Annotated in this window: 21 protein-coding genes; 5 read left to right on the top strand and 16 right to left on the bottom strand. The window is 58.8% G+C overall.

The window, feature by feature from the left end; genetic code table 11:
• Positions 1 to 90 precede the first annotated feature (90 nt).
• From garD to kdgD, 4 genes are all read right to left on the bottom strand, one after another.
• On the bottom strand, positions 91 to 1,644 hold the full coding sequence (gene garD / locus JBO08_RS00920) for a galactarate dehydratase (RefSeq protein ID WP_065875109.1): 1,554 nt from the start codon (positions 1,642 to 1,644) through the stop codon (positions 91 to 93).
• 11 nt (positions 1,645 to 1,655) lie between these two features.
• Positions 1,656 to 3,020: an MFS transporter gene (locus tag JBO08_RS00915; RefSeq protein WP_065875110.1), complete on the bottom strand. Its 1,365-nt coding sequence runs from the start codon at positions 3,018 to 3,020 to the stop codon at positions 1,656 to 1,658.
• Positions 3,021 to 3,119: 99 nt separating this feature from the next.
• Positions 3,120 to 4,565: an aldehyde dehydrogenase family protein gene (locus JBO08_RS00910; protein WP_220074597.1), complete on the bottom strand. Its 1,446-nt coding sequence runs from the start codon at positions 4,563 to 4,565 to the stop codon at positions 3,120 to 3,122.
• A 54-nt stretch (positions 4,566 to 4,619) separates the two neighbouring features.
• Positions 4,620 to 5,531: a 5-dehydro-4-deoxyglucarate dehydratase gene (kdgD, locus tag JBO08_RS00905; protein WP_049710004.1), complete on the bottom strand. Its 912-nt coding sequence runs from the start codon at positions 5,529 to 5,531 to the stop codon at positions 4,620 to 4,622.
• A 233-nt stretch (positions 5,532 to 5,764) separates the two neighbouring features.
• Between kdgD and JBO08_RS00900 the strand changes: the two genes are divergently transcribed.
• Both JBO08_RS00900 and JBO08_RS00895 read left to right on the top strand, forming a co-directional pair.
• The gene (locus JBO08_RS00900; RefSeq protein WP_220074598.1) at positions 5,765 to 6,922 is read left to right on the top strand and encodes a phospholipase; all 1,158 of its coding nucleotides are present in this window, start codon (positions 5,765 to 5,767) and stop codon (positions 6,920 to 6,922) included.
• 191 nt (positions 6,923 to 7,113) lie between these two features.
• Complete coding sequence (locus tag JBO08_RS00895; RefSeq protein WP_065875113.1) at positions 7,114 to 7,308, top strand: hypothetical protein; 195 nt, start codon at positions 7,114 to 7,116, stop codon at positions 7,306 to 7,308.
• Between the two features lie 24 nt (positions 7,309 to 7,332).
• Here JBO08_RS00895 and JBO08_RS00890 read toward each other — a convergent pair whose 3' ends face one another.
• The 8 genes from JBO08_RS00890 to rplM all read right to left on the bottom strand — a co-directional run bounded on the left by JBO08_RS00890 (position 7,333) and on the right by rplM (position 13,130).
• The gene (locus tag JBO08_RS00890) at positions 7,333 to 8,082 is read right to left on the bottom strand and encodes a FadR/GntR family transcriptional regulator (protein WP_065875114.1); all 750 of its coding nucleotides are present in this window, start codon (positions 8,080 to 8,082) and stop codon (positions 7,333 to 7,335) included.
• 158 nt (positions 8,083 to 8,240) lie between these two features.
• Complete coding sequence (locus JBO08_RS00885; protein WP_065875115.1) at positions 8,241 to 8,660, bottom strand: ClpXP protease specificity-enhancing factor; 420 nt, start codon at positions 8,658 to 8,660, stop codon at positions 8,241 to 8,243.
• Positions 8,661 to 8,677: 17 nt separating this feature from the next.
• Complete coding sequence (locus tag JBO08_RS00880; RefSeq protein WP_065875116.1) at positions 8,678 to 9,295, bottom strand: glutathione S-transferase N-terminal domain-containing protein; 618 nt, start codon at positions 9,293 to 9,295, stop codon at positions 8,678 to 8,680.
• A 149-nt stretch (positions 9,296 to 9,444) separates the two neighbouring features.
• Positions 9,445 to 10,224 carry a cytochrome c1 gene (locus tag JBO08_RS00875; RefSeq protein WP_065879619.1) on the bottom strand — a complete coding sequence of 260 codons (780 nt, stop codon included), beginning with the start codon at positions 10,222 to 10,224 and terminating at the stop codon, positions 9,445 to 9,447.
• Entirely contained in the window at positions 10,224 to 11,435 is a 1,212-nt protein-coding gene (locus JBO08_RS00870) for a cytochrome bc complex cytochrome b subunit (RefSeq protein ID WP_065875118.1), read from the bottom strand. Before JBO08_RS00870 ends, JBO08_RS00875 begins: the two co-directional genes overlap by 1 nt.
• The gene (gene petA, locus JBO08_RS00865) at positions 11,432 to 12,028 is read right to left on the bottom strand and encodes a ubiquinol-cytochrome c reductase iron-sulfur subunit (RefSeq protein WP_065875119.1); all 597 of its coding nucleotides are present in this window, start codon (positions 12,026 to 12,028) and stop codon (positions 11,432 to 11,434) included. Before petA ends, JBO08_RS00870 begins: the two co-directional genes overlap by 4 nt.
• Positions 12,029 to 12,294: 266 nt before the next feature.
• Positions 12,295 to 12,687, bottom strand: a complete 393-nt coding sequence (rpsI, locus tag JBO08_RS00860; protein ID WP_003216038.1) for a 30S ribosomal protein S9 — start codon at positions 12,685 to 12,687, stop codon at positions 12,295 to 12,297.
• 14 nt (positions 12,688 to 12,701) lie between these two features.
• Positions 12,702 to 13,130: a 50S ribosomal protein L13 gene (rplM, locus tag JBO08_RS00855; protein ID WP_003171742.1), complete on the bottom strand. Its 429-nt coding sequence runs from the start codon at positions 13,128 to 13,130 to the stop codon at positions 12,702 to 12,704.
• 248 nt (positions 13,131 to 13,378) lie between these two features.
• Here rplM and JBO08_RS00850 point away from each other — a divergent pair, with 248 nt between their 5' ends.
• Positions 13,379 to 14,419: an NADP(H)-dependent aldo-keto reductase gene (locus JBO08_RS00850; protein WP_065879620.1), complete on the top strand. Its 1,041-nt coding sequence runs from the start codon at positions 13,379 to 13,381 to the stop codon at positions 14,417 to 14,419.
• 113 nt (positions 14,420 to 14,532) lie between these two features.
• Here JBO08_RS00850 and JBO08_RS00845 read toward each other — a convergent pair whose 3' ends face one another.
• Positions 14,533 to 15,669, bottom strand: a complete 1,137-nt coding sequence (locus JBO08_RS00845) for an acyl-CoA dehydrogenase family protein (RefSeq protein ID WP_220074599.1) — start codon at positions 15,667 to 15,669, stop codon at positions 14,533 to 14,535.
• Positions 15,670 to 15,889: 220 nt separating this feature from the next.
• On the opposite strand from JBO08_RS00845, the gene JBO08_RS00840 reads away from it, so the two are divergent.
• Positions 15,890 to 16,810 (top strand): GlxA family transcriptional regulator, encoded by a 921-nt coding sequence (locus JBO08_RS00840; RefSeq protein WP_175405787.1) that lies wholly within the window; start codon positions 15,890 to 15,892, stop codon positions 16,808 to 16,810.
• A gap of 189 nt (positions 16,811 to 16,999) precedes the next feature.
• On the opposite strand, the gene zapE is transcribed toward JBO08_RS00840, so the two are convergent.
• The 3 genes from zapE to JBO08_RS00825 all read right to left on the bottom strand — a co-directional run bounded on the left by zapE (position 17,000) and on the right by JBO08_RS00825 (position 20,183).
• Positions 17,000 to 18,094, bottom strand: a complete 1,095-nt coding sequence (gene zapE / locus JBO08_RS00835) for a cell division protein ZapE (RefSeq protein ID WP_012722199.1) — start codon at positions 18,092 to 18,094, stop codon at positions 17,000 to 17,002.
• Between the two features lie 79 nt (positions 18,095 to 18,173).
• A complete protein-coding gene (locus JBO08_RS00830; RefSeq protein WP_065875122.1) occupies positions 18,174 to 19,529 on the bottom strand; it encodes a tryptophan--tRNA ligase in 1,356 nt (451 codons plus the stop codon).
• 24 nt (positions 19,530 to 19,553) lie between these two features.
• Positions 19,554 to 20,183 (bottom strand): alpha/beta hydrolase, encoded by a 630-nt coding sequence (locus JBO08_RS00825; RefSeq protein ID WP_065875123.1) that lies wholly within the window; start codon positions 20,181 to 20,183, stop codon positions 19,554 to 19,556.
• 147 nt (positions 20,184 to 20,330) lie between these two features.
• Here JBO08_RS00825 and JBO08_RS00820 point away from each other — a divergent pair, with 147 nt between their 5' ends.
• The gene (locus tag JBO08_RS00820; protein ID WP_017138275.1) at positions 20,331 to 20,768 is read left to right on the top strand and encodes a YhcB family protein; all 438 of its coding nucleotides are present in this window, start codon (positions 20,331 to 20,333) and stop codon (positions 20,766 to 20,768) included.
• Positions 20,769 to 20,808: the final 40 nt, after the last annotated feature.

Below are 20,808 nucleotides of genomic sequence, written 5' to 3'. Positions count from 1 at the left end.
CTCCGGCACTGAGTTTCTCCAGTTGGAACTCAGTCGCCTGGGTTTGGGGCGGCTTCGCCCCCCAGCGCGGGGCAAGCCCGCTCACTACAGTCAAGTAATCGGCGCAGGGTTAAACAAGGTGATGTCGTTATGCAGCTTGTGATGCTCCGCCCACGTCTGCTTTTTGCCGCTGGCCACATCCAGGTAGAAGTGAAACAACTCCCAACCCAACTCCTCGATGCTCGCGCGCCCAGTCGCAATACGCCCGGCGTCGATATCAATCAGGTCCGGCCAGCGCTGCGCCAGCTCCGTGCGGGTCGACACCTTTACCACCGGCGCCATCGCCAGCCCATAAGGCGTGCCACGCCCGGTGGTGAACACGTGCAGGTTCATCCCCGCCGCCAGTTGCAAGGTGCCGCACACAAAGTCACTGGCCGGCGTGGCGCAAAAGATCAGGCCCTTGCCCTTGAAACGCTCGCCCGGGCCCAGCACACCATTAATTGCGCTGCTGCCGGATTTGACGATAGAGCCCAAGGACTTCTCGACAATGTTCGACAAGCCGCCCTTCTTGTTGCCCGGCGTGGTGTTGGCGCTGCGATCCGCTTCGCCCTTGGCCAGGTAACGGTCGTACCAGTCCATTTCCCTGACCAGTTCCTGGGCAACTTCCTTGCTCTCGGCACGCGAAGTCAGCAGGTAGATGGCATCACGCACCTCAGTGACTTCGGAAAACATCACCGTCGCCCCCGCCCGCAACAGCAAATCCGAGGCATAGCCCAACGCCGGGTTGGCGGTGATGCCGGAGAATGCATCACTGCCGCCACACTGCATGCCCAGGATCAGCTCGGACGCCGGCACGGTTTCCCGGCGACGCTGGTCGAGTTTCTTCAAGCGCGTCTCGGCCAGCGCCATGATCTGCTCGATCATTTCGGTGAAGCCGTGGCTGGAGTCCTGCAGCCGATACAGCCACGGCTCGCTAAGGTCGACGGAGCTGTCGTTATCGTGCATGACCTGCCCGGCCTGCAATTTCTCGCAGCCCAGGCTGATCACGAGTGCTTCGCCGCCCAGGTTCGGGTTGCGCGCCAGGTTACGCACGGTACGGATCGGGATGTAGGCATCCGTCGCCGTGATCGCCACCCCGCAGCCGTAGCTGTGGGTCAGCGCCACTACGTCGTCGACGTGCGGGTACTTGGGCAGCAACTCATCCTTGATGCGCTTGACCGCATGGTCCAGCACCCCGGTGACGCACTGCACCGTAGTGGTGATCCCGAGGATATTGCGCGTGCCCACGGTGCCGTCGGCATTGCGGTATCCCTCGAACGTAAACCCTTCAAGCGGCGCCTGGGTCTCAGGCACCTCAGTGGACAGCGGCAAGCTGTCCAGCGGCGGCGCGGTCGGCATGCGCAGTTGATCTTCCTGCACCCAACTGCCGCGCGGAATCGGCGCCAAGGCGTAACCGATGGTCTGGCCGTAGCGAATTATCTGACCGCCTTCAGGGATATCTTCCAGGGTCACCTTGTGGCTCTGGGGGATGAAATCCACGGTCACCAGGCCGTCCGGGAACTCCGTCCCGGCCGGTACGCCCTGGTCATTGACCACGATCACCACGTTGTCGCGCTCGTGCAAACGAATCGAGCGCGGCGAGTCGGCATGTTCAATCAACTGCATTACATCGCCCCTCAGGAATGCGCTTCGGTAAGGTTGGTCAGCTCTGGGCCTTTGGCTGGCGGCTCTTTGAGCACCACACGCTTGATCGGACCGACGATGACCAGATAGCTGAATACCGCCACCAGTGCGTTGGCGCCGACGAACACCAGGGCCCACTTGAACGAACCAGTGGTGGCGATGATGTAGCCGATGACAATCGGCGTGGTGATCGACGCCAGGTTACCGAAGGTGTTGAACAAGCCGCCACTGAGGCCGGCGATTTGTTTCGGCGAAGTGTCGGACACTACCGCCCAACCCAGTGCGCCAACGCCTTTGCCGAAGAAGGCCAACGCCATGAAGCCCACGACCATCCACTCAACGTCAACGTAGTTACACGCGATGATGCTGCTGGAGACCAACAGGCCGGCAATGATCGGTGCTTTGCGCGCGAACGTCAGGGAATGGCCCTTGCGCAGCAGGTAGTCGGAAATCACCCCACCGAGCACGCCACCGATAAACCCGCAGATCGCTGGCAACGAGGCGATGAAACCCGCCTTGAGGATGGTCATGCCACGGTCCTGCACTAGGTACACCGGGAACCACGTCAGGAAGAAATAAGTGATGCCATTGATGCAGTACTGGCCCAAGTAGACGCCGAGCATCATGCGGTTGGTCAGCAACTGGCGGATGTAATCCCACTTCGGACCGTCGGTTTTCTTGCCCTTGCCTTTGTCCTGATCCATATCGACCATCGCGCCGTTGGCGGCGATGTGATTGAGCTCAGCTTCGTTGATCAGCGGGTGCTGGCGCGGGCTGTGGATAACTTTCAGCCAAATCAGCGAGAAGATAATGCCGATCACGCCCATCACGATAAACACGTGCTGCCAGCCGAAGCGGTAGACGATCCAGCCCATCAGTGGCGCGAACAACACGGTGGCGAAGTATTGCGCCGAGTTGAAGATCGCCGAGGCGGTACCGCGCTCAGCGGTAGGGAACCACGCTGCCACGATACGTGCGTTACCGGGGAAGGATGGCGCTTCGGCCAGGCCCACCATGAAGCGCAGCATAAACAGCGCAACAACAGCGGTGGAGACACCGAACTCACCGACATAGCCTTGCAGCACAGTGAACAGTGACCAGGTGAAGATGCTCAGGGCATAGACTTTTTTCGAGCCGAAGCGGTCCAGCAGCCAGCCGCCGGGGATTTGCCCGGCCACGTAGGCCCAACCGAATGCGGAGAAAATGTAACCGAGGGTGACCGCGTCGATGCCGAGGTCTTTTTGCAGGCTGGAACCTGCGATGGCGATGGTGGCCCGGTCGGCGTAGTTGATCGTGGTCACCAGGAACAGCATGAGCAGGATCAAATAGCGGACGTGGGTCGGCTTGGTCGCTTGCATGTAGAAGTACTCCCACTAATTATTTTTTTTGCGGGTAATGGTTTTCTGTTTTTTTGTTGGGGGAGCCAGCAGGCATCTGGCCCCCACCTGGTGTCGCTGTTACGAACCGATGTAGCTGGTCTTCACCACGGTGTAGAACTCTTGCGCATAGCGACCTTGCTCACGCGAACCATAGGATGAGCCCTTACGGCCACCGAATGGAACGTGATAATCCACACCCGCGGTTGGCAGGTTGACCATCACCATCCCGGCCTGGGAGTGGCGTTTGAAGTGGTTGGCGTACTTCAAGGAAGTGGTGGCAATGCCCGCCGACAAACCGAACTCGGTGTCGTTGGCCATGGCCAGCGCCGCGTCGTAGTCCGCCACGCGCACAACGTTGGCGACTGGGCCAAAGATTTCTTCACGGCTGATGCGCATGACGGCTTCGCTGTCGGCAAACAGCGTCGGCGCCAGGTAATAGCCTTCGGTATCACAGGTCACCAGGCCGCCACCGCTGACCAGCCGCGCACCTTCGCTTTGGCCGATGTCGATGTACTTGAGGTCCTGGTCCAACTGGGCCTGGGAAACGACCGGGCCGATATCGGTGCCGCTTTTCAAGGCGTGGCCGACTTTGATCGACTTCATGCGTTCAGCCATGGCCGCGACGAACTGGTCGTGAATACCGGCGGTGACGATCAAGCGGCTGGAGGCGGTGCAACGCTGGCCGGTGGAGTAGAACGCGCTCTGTACCGAAAGCTCGACGGCCTGCTTGAGGTCGGCATCGTCGAGGATGATCTGCGGGTTCTTGCCGCCCATTTCCAACTGCACTTTGGCCTGGCGCGAGACACAGCTGACAGCGATCTGGCGACCTACACCCACAGAACCGGTGAAGCTGATGCCATCGACTTTCGGGCTGTTGACCAGCACATCGCCCACTACGCGACCGCTGCCCATCACCAAGTTGAATACACCGGCAGGGAAACCGGCGCGCGAGATGATTTCGGCCAGGGCCCAGGCGCAGCCCGGTACCAGTTCAGCAGGCTTGATCACTACGCAGTTGCCGTAGGCCAGGGCTGGGGCGATCTTCCACGCGGGGATGGCAATCGGGAAGTTCCACGGGGTGATCAGGCCGACCACACCCAAGGCTTCGCGAGTGACTTCAACGTTGACGCCCGGGCGTACCGACGGCACGTAGTCACCGGACAAGCGCAGGCATTCGCCGGCGAAGAACTTGAAAATGTTACCGGCGCGAGTCACTTCGCCGATGGCCTCGGGCAGGGTCTTGCCCTCTTCACGAGCCAGCAAGGTGCCGAGCTCTTCGCGGCGCGCGAGAATTTCGCTGCCGACTTTATCCAAGGCATCGTGGCGCGCTTGAATGCCGGAAGTGGACCAGGCCGGGAACGCCGCGCGAGCAGCATCGATGGCGGCGTTGACTTGGGCAACATCAGCCTTGGCGTATTCACCAATGACATCGGACAACTCCGACGGGTTGAGGTTGACGCAATAGTCAGCGCCGGCCACCCATTGGCCGTTGATGTAGTTGTCAAAACGTTGGGCTTGGGACACGAATCTTCTCCTGACGCAAAAGGCCGCTGATTGCTCAGCGGCCTTATAGATAGGTTATTGCGGGCCTTGCTTGTCGATCAGCGCGGCCAGGGCTTCGTATTCTTCCGGCAACAGGTCGGTCAGCGGCGTACGCACCGGGCCGGCGTCATAGCCTGCGATTTTTGCACCGGCCTTGACGATACTCACGGCATAACCGGATTTGCGGTTACGGATGTCCAGGTATGGCAGGAAGAAGTCGTCGATGATTTTGCCAACGGTAGCGTGATCTTCGCGGGCAATCGCGTGATAGAAATCCATCGCGGTTTTCGGGATGAAGTTGAACACCGCCGAGGAGTACACCGGCACGCCCAAGGCCTTGTAGGCAGCGGCGTAAACCTCTGCAGTCGGCAGGCCGCCAAGGTAGCTGAAACGGTCACCGAGGCGACGGCGGATCGACACCATCAACTCAATGTCACCCAGGCCGTCTTTGTAGCCGATCAGGTTCGGACAGCGCTCGGCCAAGCGTTCCAGCAATGGCGCGGTCAGGCGGCAAACGTTGCGGTTGTAGACCACCACACCGATCTTGACCGATTTGCACACCGCTTCAACGTGGGCGGCAACGCCGTCCTGGCTGGCTTCGGTGAGGTAGTGCGGCAGCAACAGCAGGCCTTTGGCCCCCAGACGCTCGGCCTCTTGAGCGTACTCGATAGCTTGGCGAGTCGAACCGCCCACGCCGGCGAGGATCGGCACGCTGGTCGCGCAGGTATCAACGGCGGTTTTCACCACCTGGGAATATTCGCTGGCCGCGAGGGAGAAAAACTCACCCGTGCCGCCGGCGGCGAACAAGGCGGTCGCGCCATACGGGGCCAGCCACTCTAGACGCTTGATGTAGCCCGCCTGGTGAAAGTCACCCTGGGCATTGAAATCGGTCACCGGAAAAGAGAGCAGACCGTGGGAGAGGATGGACTTCAGTTCTTGTGGATTCATTATTCGAACACCCTGGGTAAAGACTTTCTGTCGAAAGGTTATTGTTGGTTTTGGTGATGTCGTACGTCATCGTACAACTATAAAAATATTCGTCAACTGCAATTCATCAAACTTCATCCGCAAGGTGTTTAGAGCCGCCTCCTTGACGTAGGAAATTTTTCCTCTAAGCTCGCTGTTGCTGTATGCATATACAGTCATCACGGAAGATTCCTACGACATAGCAAGGAGCTAACATGTCAGGTCTTGAACTCGCAGCACCCGGAAAAAACCCGCCTACCCTACGTTTCGAGGGCGGTGAACACACTGCCATCGGCGATGACACCCTGTTGCGCTTCGTCAAGGACGCACCGGCGATCCCCGCGCGCCAAGTCGAACTGCACCTGCCCAACGGCTTGGCGCTCACCTATGGCCAAGTGATCGCCCTGGGCGGCGACTTCTATGGCATCCCCGGCCAGCCCATCAGCGATGGCGCGTCGCCGGCCGAGCGCGTGCAGCGCTTCACTGCCGCTTTCAACTCGCTGGCCGTGCTGCCCGCTTCGCGAGAAGAAGCACACAAGATCCTGGCGGTGATGCAAAAGGAGATCACTGCGGTCAAGCAGGTGATAAAGGACGGCAAGCAAGCCCATGAGGCCTACGACGCCCTGGGCGATACGTTGTCTGAGGAATGGAACCGCATCACTGGCGGTGGCAGCGCGGTGTCGGCGCTTGTTCCGTTGGGCCGCTACCTGAAACTGGCGGCGGACAATGCCGACCACTTTGGCGAATGGGCGCTGTCGGCCTATTTGGCGGGGCATACGGCGGCGCTGCAACAAGCCGTGGCGGCTCACCAAACCGGCACCGACCAGGCCTTGGAACTGGCGTATGCCATGAACAGCTTTGCTGATCACTTTTTGACCGATCTGTTTTCCGCAGGCCACTTGCGGGTTCCGCGCAAGCAGTTGGCGGCAGTGGTAACGCCCGGTGAATTGGGCTCGCTGATCAGCCGTTTCATGCACGATGAAGACAGCAAGCTCGGGCTCAAGGTGCGCAATGCCCTGGGAGATCAGTGGCACGCTTATGGGGATAAACGCTACTTCGACGCCATCGACGCGGACAACCGGGGGCAGGTTAAACGCGCAGTGCAGGCTTCGGCGGATGAGGTCTTCGACACCTTTATCAGTGGTGTGGCGCCCTCCCCGGCCAACTTCAAGGCGCCGCTGTATGTGCCGGACCTGAATGCCGCGCAGAACCCGGCGAACAACTTCTCACCGCTGTTCAAGATGGAGGGGGACAAGGTGCTGCGTCGTAAGGATGTAAATGACTTGAACGACAAGCACTGGACGAATGATTGGTGGGGGTGGAGTACGTATTTGTTGTTGAAGGACTACACGCCGAACGCACCGCAGCCTTGAGTTAACAGAAATCCCATGTGTGTGTGCAGACGCGCGCATGGGACCGCTCGTCGCCACTGTCATTTCTGACAGTATCGCAGGTGAATCAACTGCCAGTAGCTTGCATTCGACCGCCGGGTTACCTCTTTCGCGAAAAGAGGCGCAAACACCTTGGAGGCCATTCACTCATCCTAAAATCAGTGAGGCATATCATGGCTACTAAAAAGTGCACCTTTAAATCCCGTTCCAACAAATCTAAATCGGCGACTCATAACGTTGACGCTACCGACCTGCCCAACATCGGGGACACGATTGAACTTGATGGTGATCCAGCTCTGGAGGTCGTAGCCAAGAACTTCGTAATCAACGGAGGCAATGTCGACCAAATCGACTTCACCCTCGCCTGAATAGTTAATTCACCGTTACCAGAATTACCCCCGCTGCGCCTCCGCCTCTTCATGAGCATGGCGCAGCCGCTCCCGACTATTCGTCAAATGCAACCGCATCGCCGCCCGCGCCGCATCTGAATCCCGGCGCGCAATCGCCTCATAAATCTCTTCGTGCTCGCGGCTCAAACGCCCCATGTAATGTTGCTGGTCATCATGGGCCAGGCGCGCAGAATTCAAACGGGTCCGCGGAATGATGCTGGTGCCCAAGTGGGTCATGATATCGGTGAAGTAGCGGTTGCCGGTCGACAGCGCAATTTCGAGGTGGAACGCAAAATCAGACGCCACCGCATCTCCAGCGTGGGCCGCGCTTTCATTCAGGGCATCGAGTGCCGCACGCATGGCGGCCAGCTGTTCATCGCTGCGGCGCAAGGCGGCCAAACCAGCGGATTCGACTTCCAGGCTGATCCGCAATTCCAGAATCGCCAGCACATCACGCAGGGTTACCACGGTGGCCGGGTCGATACGGAAGCCGCTTGGGCTCGGCGTATCCAGCACAAACGTGCCGATACCATGACGGGTCTCGACCTGCCCCGCCGCTTGCAAGCGTGAGATGGCCTCACGCACCACGGTGCGGCTGACCCCATGGGCCTCCATGATCGCCGACTCGGTGGGCAGTTTATCGCCACGTTTGAGCTGACCGTCGCGGATCTGCTCGGACAACACCGTGACCAATTCCTGGGCAAGGCTGCGACGCTTGCGGGGAAGACGAGGGGCGGTGGCGGCGTTATCCATGATGATCCATTTTTCTCGGCGAACTTGAACACGCATCATAGCCCATGGCGGTTGTACGATCACTGCCCGGGCACGACTTTCATTTATATCCTGCGCGCAAAAAAATACCCCGACACAGGTCGAGGCATTTTTGAGGCTCACCCGAGGGTGAAAACCGGTTACTTCACGACTTTCAGGCTTGGCCGGCCGCTAGGGCGCGGTGGCTCGGAATCCGGTGGCGGCAGATCGTCGCCATCTTCTGCTTCGATCGCTTCGTCATCCTCGAAAGGCGACTCCAGATCGAACACCATGCCTTGGCCGTTCTCCCGGGCATAAATGCCGAGGATGGCGCCAATCGGCACGTACAGCGTATGCGGCACGCCGCCGAAACGCCCTTCGAAGCTCACGGCTTCGTTGTCCATGTGCAGGTGGCGCACGGCACTCGGCGATACATTCAGCACAATCTGCCCGTCGCTGGCAAAACCCTGCGGTACCTGAACCGCAGCAAATTCAGAATTGACCAGCATGTGCGGGGTGCAATCGTTGTCCACAATCCACTCATAGAGCGCGCGGACCAGGTAGGGTCGACTGGAGTTCATCAGCGGCTCCTTAAGCCTTAGCGCATATCGCGTTCGACACCAGACAGACTCGCCTGGAAAGCCTCACGCGCAAACTGGCGCTCCATATAATCAAGCAGCGGCTTGGCCGGCCGCGGCAGTTCAATACCGAGAATCGGCAAGCGCCAGAGTATCGGTAATAGGCAGCAATCCACCAAGCTTTGTTCCTCGCTGAGGAAAAAAGGTTTGTCGGCGAACAACGGCGAAACACCGGTCAGGCTCTCGCGCAATTCCTTACGCGCCTGCACGCGTGCCGGCTCTTTGCTGCGTGTGTCCAGAATCACATCCACCAGCCCGCACCAGTCACGCTGGATCCGATGGATCAGCAGGCGGCTGTTGGCACGCGCCACCGGGTACACCGGCAGCAAAGGTGGATGCGGGTAACGCTCATCCAGGTATTCCATCACCACGGTTGACTCCCACAACGCCAGGTCACGATCGACCAGGGTGGGCAAGCTGCCGTAAGGGTTCACTTCGATCAGTTTCGGTGGGTGACGACCTGCCTCCACACTGATGATCTCGGCGCTGACACCCTTCTCTGCGAGCACGATGCGTACTCGGTGGGAATAGTGGTCGGCGGGGTCGGAGTAACAGGCCAACCGGTTGGTCACGCCCATGGCGGTCCTCCTCGCTTGTTGAAATTATCGAAAGCTCAAAAACGAGCGCGCCCAGAGAGCATCTCTATAACGCCTGGTACAACCAGATCGCTACGTGTTCAGAGATGCCGCTGGGCGCGCAAGATTAACAGCAATTGCTTACGGTTGGATCAATGCACATCCTTCCAGTATTCGCGTTTGAGCAGATAGGCGAATACGAAGAAGAAAGCCAGGTACAGCAACACATACGTACCGATGCGCTGATGCTGCAATTTGACCGGGTTGGCAGAGTAGGCCAGGAAGGTCACGAGGTTCTTGACCGTCCCGTCGAACTGCTCCTCAGTCTGGGAACCTGGAGTCTCTATCGTCAGTTGATCGCACGCTTCATGAGTCAACGGCGTGCCGGTCAACGGATCGTATTGCTTCTTGCCGTCTTCAACGACCTGAATCTGCTTGCATCCTACCACTTGCTTGCCTTGCAGGCCGACCAGAACGTTAGGCATGCCGACGTTCGGGAACACGCGGTTGTTGACCTGGTAAGGACGCGCCGGGTCTTCATAGAAGGATTTCAGGTAGCCATACAGCCAATCGGTACCGCGCACGCGCGCCACCAGGGTCAGGTCAGGCGGTGCAGCACCGAACCAGGCCTTGGCATCCGCAGGCTTCATGCCGATGTTCATGTGGTCGCCGATCTTGGCCCCGGTGAACACCAGCTTCTCCAGCATCGTTTCATGAGGAATGCCAAGGTCATCGGCGACACGCTCATAACGCTGGAACTTGGCGCTGTGACAGCCCATGCAGTAGTTGGCGAACGTCCGCGCGCCGTCCTGCAGGGCGGCTTTGTCCGACACGTCGATATCGACTTTTTCCAGTTCCGGGCCGCCGTGTTCGGCAGCGAAGGACAGTAGCGGCAAGGCCGCAAGCATCAATGCAACAAATAACTTTTTCATCAGCCAGTCACCCTTTCCGGAACCGGTTTGGTCTTCTCGAGCCGGGTATAGAACGGCATCAGAATGAAGTAGGCGAAGTACAGGAAGGTGCAGACCTGCGACAGCAACGTACGCTCAGGCGTCGGCGCCAATACGCCCAGCACACCCAGGATCACGAACGAAATGCAGAACACCCACAGCCAGATCTTGCTCAGCCAGCCCTTGTAGCGCATGGACTTGACCGGGCTGCGGTCGAGCCAAGGCAACACGAAGAGCACCGCAATGGCCGCGCCCATGGCGATCACGCCCATGAGTTTGTCGGGGATTGCGCGCAAGATTGCGTAGAACGGTGTGAAGTACCAAACCGGGGCAATGTGCTCAGGCGTCTTGAAGGCGTTGGCCTGTTCGAAGTTAGGTTTCTCCAGGAAATAACCACCCATCTCCGGGAAAAAGAACACGATCGAGCAGAACACGAACAGGAACACCACGACGCCGACAATGTCTTTGACGGTGTAGTAAGGGTGGAACGGGATGCCGTCCAGCGGGATGCCGTTTTCGTCCTTGTGCTTCTTGATGTCCACGCCGTCCGGGTTGTTGGAACCCACTTCGTGCAGCGCCAGGATGTGCAGCACCACCAAGCCCAGAATCACGATGGGCAATGCCACCACGTGCAGGGCGAAGAAGCGGTTCAGGGTGATGCCGGAGATCAGGTAGTCACCACGGATCCACTGCGTCAGGTCGTTGCCGATTACTGGAATTGCCCCAAACAGCGAGATGATCACCTGGGCGCCCCAATACGACATCTGGCCCCAAGGCAGCAGGTAACCCATGAAGGCTTCGGCCATCAGCGCCAGGTAGATCAGCATGCCGAAGACCCACACCAGCTCGCGAGGTTTCTGGTACGAACCGTAGAGCAGGCCACGGAACATATGCAGGTAGACGACGATGAAGAACATCGACGCACCGACCGCATGCAGCAAACGCAGGATGGCGCCGTGGTTGACGTCTCGCATGATGCCTTCAACGGAAGCAAACGCCTCCTCCGCCGACGGCGTGTAGCTCATCGTCAGCCAGACGCCAGTGATGATCTGGTTGACCAGCACCAGCAGGGCCAGGGAGCCGAAGAAGTAGAAGAAGTTGAAGTTTTTCGGCGCGTAATACTTGCTGAGATGGTCTTCCCACATTTTAGTGGCGGGGAAGCGCGCATCCACCCAATCCATGAACTTACTCATGACGCGTTCTCCTTATCGAGGCCAATGACAATGATGTCGTCAGATTCGTACTCGTGCGGAGGAACCGGCAAGTTCAAAGGCGCAGGCTGGGATTTGTAGACACGGCCGGCGAGGTCGTAGTGGGAACCGTGGCAGGGGCAGAAATAACCACCGACCCAATCCTTGCCCAGGTCCACAGGAGCGACTTCCGGGCGGAAGGTTGGCGAGCATCCCAAATGGGTGCACAGACCAACCAGCAGCAGGATCTCTGGCTTGATCGAACGTGCTTCGTTCTTGGCGTAGGCGGGTTGGTCGGATTTCTCGGACTTGGGGTCAGACAACTGGCCCTCGATCTTCTTGAGATTCCCCAGGATTTCCTCGGTACGACGAACAATGAAGACCGGCTGGCCGCGCCATTCAGCAATCATCTGCTGGCCTGGCTCGATCTTGCTGATATTCACCTTCACCGGTGCACCTGCGGCTTTCGCCTTGGCACTGGGAAACCATGACCCCACGAACGGGACCGCAGCCCCCACCGCTCCTGCAGCACCCACCACGGATGTGGCTGCTACCAAGAAGCGACGCCGGCCTGCATTCACGCCGTCATTGCTCATTCAGTCCTCTCCCATCAGCTTTTTGGCCTGTTAAATCAGGCGTCTACTAAGTATTAAATCTGAACTTATAAAAATTTTGCCGAATGGTAATGAAAAGCCCCACGTATGACAAGGGAATTGCCCGGGGCTCCGCCTCCAGGCCTTGTAGTATAGGGGGTCTACGGATGTGGCAAGTTGTCACGGCGATTTTTATGCATAAATCGCAGGCAATAAAAAACGCCCAGCTCCGTGAGGAGGCTGGGCGCTTTTGTGGAACGTAAAGCGAATTAACGCTTCGAGTACTGCGGACGCTTACGCGCTTTACGCAGACCGACTTTCTTACGTTCAACTTCACGGGCATCGCGAGTCACGAAGCCAGCTTTGCGCAGAGCGCCACGCAGGGTTTCGTCGTACTGCATCAGAGCGCGAGTGATACCGTGGCGGATTGCGCCAGCTTGACCACTTACACCGCCACCGATAACGGTGACGTAGATGTCGAACTTTTCAACGGTCTCGGTCAGTTCCAGCGGCTGACGAACTACCATGCGGGCAGTTTCGCGACCGAAGAAATTTTCCAGAGTGCGGTTGTTGATCGAGATGTTACCAGTGCCCGGACGCAGGAAAACGCGTGCGGTTGCGGTTTTGCGACGGCCAGTGCCGTAATTTTGAGTCGCCGACATAATGAACTATTCCGTTAAAACTTCAGTTCTTGGGGCTGCTGAGCAGCATGAGGGTGTACAGCGCCCGCATAGACTTTCAGCTTGCGAAACATATCGCGACCCAGTGGGCCCTTCGGCAGCATGCCTTTGACCGCGATTTCGATCGGGGCTTCAGGCTTCTTGGAAATCAGACCTTCGAAGTTCGAAGACTTGATACCGCCTGGGAAACCGGAGTGACGGTAGTACATTTTGTCTTGCGCTTTGTTGCCGGTAACACGTACCTGCTCAGCGTTGATGATCACGATGTAGTCACCGGTGTCAACGTGAGGGGTGTACTCAGGCTTGTGCTTGCCACGCAGACGGCTGGCGACTTCAGTGGCCAGACGACCCAGGGTCTGACCAGCGGCGTCGACGACAAACCAGTCGCGCTGAACTGTTTCCGGTTTTGCAGTAAAAGTTGTCATTCTTTAATAGCCTCAGGGGCCGCCCTGTAAATTAGACGGCGGATCTTACTGAATAGTGCGTACTTTGACAAGTCAAAGGCAGCCGGATACAGACGCTATCGGGGGCTCGGGTCGGCGCGTCCGTTCAACGGCAAGATTCTTCGGCAGACGGCGCATCACTTCCACTGCAGAAAGAGGTGGGCAATTATGCAGATTGCGAAAAAAAATTCAACCTGCTTTTATGATTGTTTTCCCTGAAGGAGTACCCGATGGATTATCGACAGCTGGGCCGTACGGATCTGAACGTGAGCGCGATAGCCTTGGGCACCATGACCTGGGGCGAGCAGAACAGCGAGGCAGAGGCCTTCGCACAGATCGAACGGGCCAAGGCCGCGGGGATCAACTTCCTCGACACCGCAGAAATGTACCCGGTGCCGCCCAAGGCCGACACCTATGCCACCACCGAGCGCTATATCGGTAATTACTTCAAAAGCCGTGGCGACCGGGCCGACTGGATCCTTGCCAGCAAGATTGCCGGCCCCGGCAACACCATTGATTACATCCGCGACGGCCACCTGCGCCACAACCGCAAGCACATCGTCGAAGCCCTGGATGCCAGCCTCAAGCGCCTGCAAACCGATTGGATCGACCTTTACCAACTGCACTGGCCGGAGCGCAGCACCAACTTCTTCGGCCAACTGAGCTACAAGCACAAGGACGAAGACGACCTCACCCCTCTGGAGGAAACCCTCGAAGCGCTGGACGAGCAAGTGAAGGCCGGCAAGATCCGCCACATCGGCCTGTCCAATGAAACGCCGTGGGGCACCATGAAATTCCTCGCCCTGGCCGAAGCCCGTGGCTGGAGCCGCGCGGTGTCGATCCAGAACCCGTACAACCTGCTCAACCGCAGTTTCGAGGTGGGTTTGGCGGAAGTCGCGATTCGTGAACAGTGCGGTTTGCTGGCGTATTCGCCACTGGCGTTCGGCATGCTCAGCGGCAAGTACGAGAACGGCGCGCGCCCTGCAAAAGCGCGCCTGACGGAATACAGCCGCTTCAGCCGCTACTTCAACCCGCAGTCGGAAGCAGCGTGCAGCCGTTATGTGGCGCTGGCTCGGGAGCATGGTCTGGACCCGGCGCAGATGGCCTTGGCGTTTGTCACGCAGCAGCCGTTTGTGACCAGCAACATCATCGGGGCGACAAGCCTGGAGCAGCTGGACAGCAACATTGCCAGTGCTGATCTGAAGCTGTCGAAAGAGGTGCTGGAGGGGATTGAGGCGATTCAGAAGGATCATCCGAATCCAGCGCCTTGATTGATCGTTAGATCGCTATCGCAGGCAAGCCAGCTCCCACATTTTGATTTGTGAACACCGTCAAATGTGGGAGCTGGCTTGCCTGCGATGGCGACGTCAAAAGCACCACAAGATCAAAGCGCCCGCGCAATAATCTCCTTCATGATCTCATTGGTCCCCGCATAAATCCGCTGCACCCGCGCATCCGCCCAGGCCCGGGCGATCGGGTATTCCCACATGAAGCCGTAGCCGCCGTGCAGCTGCACGCACTCATCGAGCACCTTGCACTGCAAGTCCGTGGCCCAGTACTTGGCCATCGCTGCCGTAGGCACATCCAGCTTGCCTTCCAGGTGCAACGCCATGCACTTGTCCACAAACACGCGGCCGATCTGAATCTCGGTGGCCATCTCCGCCAGCTTGAAGCGGGTGTTCTGGAAATCCGCAATTGCCTTGCCGAACGCCTTGCGTTCGCGGGTGTATTCCAGCGTCCACTGCAAAGCGGCCTCAGCAGATGACAGGGCACCAATCGCCACGGTCAATCGCTCCTGAGGCAACTCCTGCATCAAGTACGCGAAGCCCATGCCCGCCTGGCCCAACAGGTTTTCCTTGGGCACACGCACGTCCTGGAAGAACAGCTCCGATGTGTCCTGGGCCTTCATGCCCACCTTCTCCAGGCGCTTGCCCTTGGCGAAGCCCGGTGTGTCGGCTTCCACCAGGAACAGGCTGGTGCCCTTGGCACCGGCCTTGGGGTCGGTCTTGGCGACGACGATGACCAACTCGGCCAGGTAGCCATTGGTAATAAACGTCTTGGAGCCGTTGATCACATACTCATCGCCCTCCAGCACCGCCGTGGTCTTGACCCCTTGCAGGTCGGAACCCGCCCCCGGTTCAGTCATGGCAATAGCCGTGACCCTCTCGCCGGAGATCAACTTGGGCAGGTATTTGTGCTTCAGCGCCTCGCTGCCGTAATGCAGGATGTAGGGCGCCACAATATCCGAGTGCAGGGAAAAACCGATGCCAGTGAGGCCCAGCCGGCTGATCTCCTCGATCACCACCGCGCTGTACAAAAAGTCCGCGCCCAGCCCGCCGTATTCCTCCGGCAGATGGGAACACAGCATCCCCGCCTCCCCCGCCTTGCTCCACAAGTTGCGGTCGATGTAGCCCTGTTTCTCCCATTGCCCATGGAACGGCGCGGCGTCTTTTTCAAGGAAGGTACGCACGCTTTCGCGGAAGAGTTGGTGTTCCGGGCTGAACAAGGTTCTGGGAATCATGGGTCACCTGCGTGGATTGTCGGACAAAGACGAACCCACAGAGACTATGCCGCGAAGGCATCACGGGACACTGGACACATGCGACAAAAAATAAGACGATCCAGCCGTCTGGTGACCACTTTCCCCTATAAGAATAAATGAAATTATGTCTAACCAAATCTCCACGCCGTTGCGGCGCGTCAGCATTTTGGCCATTGATCGGGTATTCGCTTCAACCCTCATGCAAGCCAAAGATTTCTTCCACCTCGCCAGCCTGCGTTACGGCAAGCAACTGGGCCAGGGCCTGACCCCTGCGTTCGAGACCCGACTGGTCAGCCCCGACGGGCAATCGGTGCGCAGCTTCAGTGATGTGATCATGCCGGTGGACGGCGGCCTGGAAGACGCCGACATCATCGTATTACCGGCCTTCTGGGATGACTTCGACGCCTTGTGCGCGCGCTACCCTCAAGTGCTGCCGTGGCTGCGCGAGCAACACGCCCGCGGTGCGGTGTTGTGCGGCGAAGCCACCGGGGTGTTCTGGCTGGCGGAAGCCGGCCTGCTCGACGGCAAGGAGGCGACCACCTACTGGCGTTTCTTCAACGCCTTCAGCGAGCGCTTCCCCAAGGTCCAGCTCAACCAGGACAAGCACCTCACCGACGCCGACAACCTGTATTGCGCTGGCGGCACCACCTCGGCGTGCGACCTCTACATCTACTTGATCGAGCGTTTCTGCGGCGCCAACATCGCCCAGGCCGTGGCCCGCGACATCCTCTACGAAGTGCAACGCAGCTATGCACCTGGACGCATCGGGTTTGGCGGGCAGAAGCTGCACCAGGACGTGATCATCCTGCAGATCCAGCATTGGCTCGAAGAGCATTTCGCCGACAAATTCCGCTTCGAAGATGTGGCACGGGAACACGGCATGAGCATCCGCAATTTCATGCGCCGCTTCCAGACCGCCACGGGTGACAAGCCGCTGCATTACCTGCAACGGTTACGGATTGAGACGGCGAAGGGACTGCTCTCGGGCAGCCGCAAGAGCATCAAGACCATCAGTTATGAGGTGGGTTATGACGATGCGAGTTTCTTTGCCAGGCTGTTCAGGCAGCACACCGAACTGTCGCCGAACCAGTATCGCCAGCAGTTCCAGCAGGCTGCGTAAGCCAAGACAAACACAACGCTAATGTGGGAGCTGGCTTGCCTGCGATAGCGGTACATCCGTCAGTAAATAAGTAACTGACACGCCGCCATCGCGGGCAAGCCCCGCTCCCACAGTTGATCTGCATTGCTCAGAAGATCGCATGAAAAAAGGCCCGCATCGCTGCGGGCCTTTTTCATTTCGAACTCTCGTTTACGGTTTGTGACCGCGCGACAGGAACTCGTGGGACTGCATTTCCAACAAACGACTCAGCGTGCGCTGGAACTCGAAGTTCAAACGTCCACCGGTGTACAGATCCTTCAGCTCGACTTCCGCCGAAATGATCAGCTTGACGTTACGGTCGTAGAACTCGTCGACCATGTTGATAAAGCGTCGCGCGATGTCGTCGGTGGTCACGCTCATCTGCTCCACGCCGCTCAAGATCACCGCGTGGAAAATCTTGCCCAGTTCGATGTAGTCGTTCTGGCTGCGCGGGCCGTCGCACAGTTGGCGGAACTCGAACCAAGCCACATCATCGCAGGTACGCAGCGCGATGATTTCGCGGTTCTCGATCATCAGCTTGTCGTTTTCCACCGCCTGGGTGCATTCCGGCGTCAGCGCACGGAAGCTTTTTTTCAGGCTTTCATGGGCCGCTTCGTTCAGCGGGAAGTGGAACAGCTCCGCTTGCTCCAGGTGGCGCAGGCGGTAGTCGACGCCGCTGTCGACGTTGACGATCTCGGTGTTCTGCTTGATCAGCGCGATGGCCGGCAGGAAGCGTGCGCGTTGCAGGCCGTCCTTGTACAAACCGTCAGGCACGATGTTCGAGGTGGCGACCAGCGTCACGCCATTCTTGAACAGTTCTTCCATCAGCGTGCCAAGGATCATGGCATCAGTGATGTCGGAGACGAAAAATTCATCGAAGCAAATCACCCGCGCCTCGTCAGAGAAACGCTTGGCGATGATGGTCAACGGGTTTTTCTCGCCCGGCAGGGTCTTCATCTCTTCGTGCACACGCTTCATGAAGCGGTGGAAGTGCGTCCGCACCTTTTCCTTGAACGGCAGCGCTTCGAAGAACGTATCCACCAGGTAGGTCTTGCCACGGCCCACGCCACCCCAGAAATACAGGCCCTTGACCGGCGTGTGGTCTTTTTTGCCAAACAGCTTGCTGAACATCCCTGGCTTGCTTTGCGAGGCCGCGACCAGGTCGTCGTACAGGCGCTGCAAATGACGCACTGCCGTTTCCTGGGCCGCGTCATGGAAGAACTCAGGGCGTTTCAAATCAGCTTGATATCGTTCTAGGGGCGTCATAATTTCGTTAGCAAGGCAACAAAAACGGGCCGTTACTGTAACGACGGCCCTGGATAATGGCAATCAACCCTTGGTCGGGTTAATCCTCGAGGGGGGTCAACGCGACGCGCAGCGCGGCGATGGCGGCATCGCGGGACGCTTCGTCGGCGAACTCGGCGCTGTCCGCCACCACGCTACCGTCCAGCCATACGCTGAAGCTCAGGGCCTCAGGGCGCACATCCAGCGCGTCACCGTTTTGCAGTTGCTTGGTCACGGCACCTGCGGCTTTACCGTCGGCGAAATGACGCGAAAGCAATAATTGCTCGCCATCGGCGGCCAACAGGCGGAAACGGAAGCTGCCGTCGTCTTCGCGAAAGCTCACGAAGCGCGCGGCTTTTGCGGCTTTCTTCTTCGCAGCGACCGGCGCCGCAGCTTGCTCGACAAACGAACGCAGGCCAACGGCTTCACGCAGCTCGGCGAGGAACGGCGCTGCCACGGCACGGGCCTTTTTGGCGCCGACCAGCAGCAGGTCTTCCATGTCCGATGGGCGCGACATCAGCGCGTGGTAGCGCTCGCGCGCTTCGCCCAACTGGCCATCCAGCAGCTGGAACAGACGGCTTTTCGCCTCGCCCCAGCCCAGGCCTTGCTGCAGCTCGGCACGGAATTCCTCTTCCTGGGCCTTGCTGGCAAACGCCTGATACAAGGTGAACAGGTGCGAATTGTCCGGATCCTTGGCTTCGCCTGGCGCGCGGGAGTCGGTGACGATCCGCGAGATGGCGTCTTTCATGTCCTTGGCGCTGGTGAACAACGGGATGGTGTTGTCGTAGCTTTTCGACATCTTGCGGCCGTCCAGGCCCGGCAAGGTGGCGACGCTTTCTTCGATCAACGCCTCAGGCATGGTGAAGAATTCTTTGCCGTTGCCAAACAGGTGGTTGAAGCGCTGGCCGATGTCGCGGGCCATTTCCACGTGCTGGATCTGGTCACGGCCGACCGGCACCTTGTGCGCATTGAACATCAGGATGTCCGCCGCCATCAGCACCGGGTAGCTGTACAGGCCCATGGTGATGCCGGCGTCCGGGTCTTCGCCGGTTTCCACGTTCTTGTCCACCGAGGCCTTGTAGGCGTGGGCGCGGTTGAGCAGGCCCTTGGCGGCCACGCAGGTCAGCAGCCACGTCAGCTCGGGGATTTCCGGGATGTCGGACTGGCGATAGAACGTCACCCGGTTTACATCCAGGCCACCGGCCAGCCAGGTCGCGGCGATTTCCATACGCGAACGCTGGATGCGCTGCGGGTCATCGCATTTGATCAGGGCGTGGTAGTCGGCCAGGAAGTAGAAGGAATCGGCATTGGCGTCCTGGCTGGCAAGGATCGCCGGGCGGATTGCACCGGCGTAGTTGCCCAGGTGCGGCGTGCCGGTGGTGGTGATGCCGGTGAGAATACGGGTACGAGTCGTCATGGGTTATCGCTTATCAGACTGCTATCAATTCGAGAGGCGCGGCAGGACCAGATCCTTGAGATCGGTGAGCTTGCCATGAAAAAAGTGTCCGCATTCTGCCACTTTCAGCAGCTCATGGGGGCGTTTCAGGGCGGCAGACCAGTCGTAGACGAGTTGTGGGTCGACCACTTCGTCGGTTTCAGGCTGGATCAGGGTCAATGGGCATCCCTGGGGCAGCAGGTCGTTGTCGCTCAAGCGCATCACCGCAGCGGCCACCATGAACAGATGTGACAGTTTTTCGCCCTTGGCTTCCAGGCGACCGCCGAGGCTGGCAGCGACGTAGCCACCGAAGGAAAAACCAAGCAAGGTGATCGGCAGCTCGGGGTGTTTTTCCCGCAGCCAGTTGGCAGCCGCTTCGGCATCGTCCACTTCACCGGTGCTCATGTCGTGGGTGCCGGCACTTGCGCCGACACCACGGTAATTGAAACGCAAAGTAATCAATCCAGCATCGCGGGCAGTGCGCTGCAGGGTCGACACAACTTTATTAAGCATGGTCCCGCCCTGCACCGGGTTAGGGTGGCAGATCAGCGCCAAGCCACGCGGCTCGGGGTGATCCAGGTACAGGGCTTCCAATTGGCCTACCGGGCCATCGATCAAAACGGGGGTTTCACGCATGAGCAAGAGATGAACTCCGTGACCTCTCAATGGGTCGACTCGTCTAGCTAAAAGTCTGTGCATGGCATCATTGCGAGCTTAATCGCGGTATACAGCGCAGGTTTGAGCCGTTAACGTAAAGCAAAGCCGTTTATAGAGGAAGGACTCGTGGAACACTCGCTCTTAGTTTGGTTGTTGCCGACTCTTGCCCTGGTTGCCGGTGTCGCCATTGGATTCCTGGTTGCTCGCCTGCTGCCGAATGCCGCGCCTAACCGCACGCAGCGTCAGTTGGATGACATTCAGGAACGTTTTGACAGTTATCAGAATGAGGTGGTTACCCACTTCAACAGCACCGCGACCTTGGTCAAGAAGCTCACCCAGAGCTACCAGGAAGTACAGGACCACCTCGCCGATGGTGCCAACCGCCTGGCTCTCGACGACATTACCCGTCAGCGTCTGCTGGCCGCGTTGCATTCCGATGCACCGCAAGCGCCACGGGAGCGCCTGACCCCGCCGCGGGAAAACCAGGAGCCTCCACGGGACTACGCGCCAAAAACGCCGAACGCCCCTGGCATGCTGGATGAGCATTACGGTCTGAAGAAGTAACTCGTCTTCAAACAATAAAAAGCCCGGCTGATCGATGATC

The sequence above is a fragment of the Pseudomonas sp. LAP_36 genome (assembly GCF_019456785.1).
Taxonomy (GTDB): Bacteria; Pseudomonadota; Gammaproteobacteria; order Pseudomonadales; family Pseudomonadaceae; genus Aquipseudomonas; species Aquipseudomonas tritici.
This window is presented reverse-complemented; position numbering and strand designations above follow the sequence as displayed.

Excerpts from the sequence above, each read along its gene's own strand:
- JBO08_RS00875 (WP_065879619.1), bottom strand. The coding sequence starts at position 10,224 with ATGAAAAAGTTATTTGTTGCATTGATGCTTGCGGCCTTGCCGCTACTG.
- kdgD (WP_049710004.1), bottom strand. The coding sequence starts at position 5,531 with ATGAATCCACAAGAACTGAAGTCCATCCTCTCCCACGGTCTGCTCTCT.
- petA (WP_065875119.1), bottom strand. The coding sequence starts at position 12,028 with ATGAGCAATGACGGCGTGAATGCAGGCCGGCGTCGCTTCTTGGTAGCA.
- JBO08_RS00900 (WP_220074598.1), top strand. The coding sequence starts at position 5,765 with ATGTCAGGTCTTGAACTCGCAGCACCCGGAAAAAACCCGCCTACCCTA.
- zapE (WP_012722199.1), bottom strand. The coding sequence starts at position 18,094 with ATGACGCCCCTAGAACGATATCAAGCTGATTTGAAACGCCCTGAGTTC.
- garD (WP_065875109.1), bottom strand. The coding sequence starts at position 1,644 with ATGCAGTTGATTGAACATGCCGACTCGCCGCGCTCGATTCGTTTGCAC.
- JBO08_RS00825 (WP_065875123.1), bottom strand. The coding sequence starts at position 20,183 with ATGCGTGAAACCCCCGTTTTGATCGATGGCCCGGTAGGCCAATTGGAA.
- JBO08_RS00870 (WP_065875118.1), bottom strand. The coding sequence starts at position 11,435 with ATGAGTAAGTTCATGGATTGGGTGGATGCGCGCTTCCCCGCCACTAAA.
- JBO08_RS00890 (WP_065875114.1), bottom strand. The coding sequence starts at position 8,082 with ATGGATAACGCCGCCACCGCCCCTCGTCTTCCCCGCAAGCGTCGCAGC.
- rpsI (WP_003216038.1), bottom strand. The coding sequence starts at position 12,687 with ATGTCGGCGACTCAAAATTACGGCACTGGCCGTCGCAAAACCGCAACC.
- JBO08_RS00885 (WP_065875115.1), bottom strand. The coding sequence starts at position 8,660 with ATGAACTCCAGTCGACCCTACCTGGTCCGCGCGCTCTATGAGTGGATT.
- JBO08_RS00840 (WP_175405787.1), top strand. The coding sequence starts at position 15,890 with ATGCAAGCCAAAGATTTCTTCCACCTCGCCAGCCTGCGTTACGGCAAG.
- JBO08_RS00880 (WP_065875116.1), bottom strand. The coding sequence starts at position 9,295 with ATGGGCGTGACCAACCGGTTGGCCTGTTACTCCGACCCCGCCGACCAC.
- JBO08_RS00845 (WP_220074599.1), bottom strand. The coding sequence starts at position 15,669 with ATGATTCCCAGAACCTTGTTCAGCCCGGAACACCAACTCTTCCGCGAA.
- rplM (WP_003171742.1), bottom strand. The coding sequence starts at position 13,130 with ATGACAACTTTTACTGCAAAACCGGAAACAGTTCAGCGCGACTGGTTT.
- JBO08_RS00915 (WP_065875110.1), bottom strand. The coding sequence starts at position 3,020 with ATGCAAGCGACCAAGCCGACCCACGTCCGCTATTTGATCCTGCTCATG.
- JBO08_RS00830 (WP_065875122.1), bottom strand. The coding sequence starts at position 19,529 with ATGACGACTCGTACCCGTATTCTCACCGGCATCACCACCACCGGCACG.
- JBO08_RS00895 (WP_065875113.1), top strand. The coding sequence starts at position 7,114 with ATGGCTACTAAAAAGTGCACCTTTAAATCCCGTTCCAACAAATCTAAA.
- JBO08_RS00850 (WP_065879620.1), top strand. The coding sequence starts at position 13,379 with ATGGATTATCGACAGCTGGGCCGTACGGATCTGAACGTGAGCGCGATA.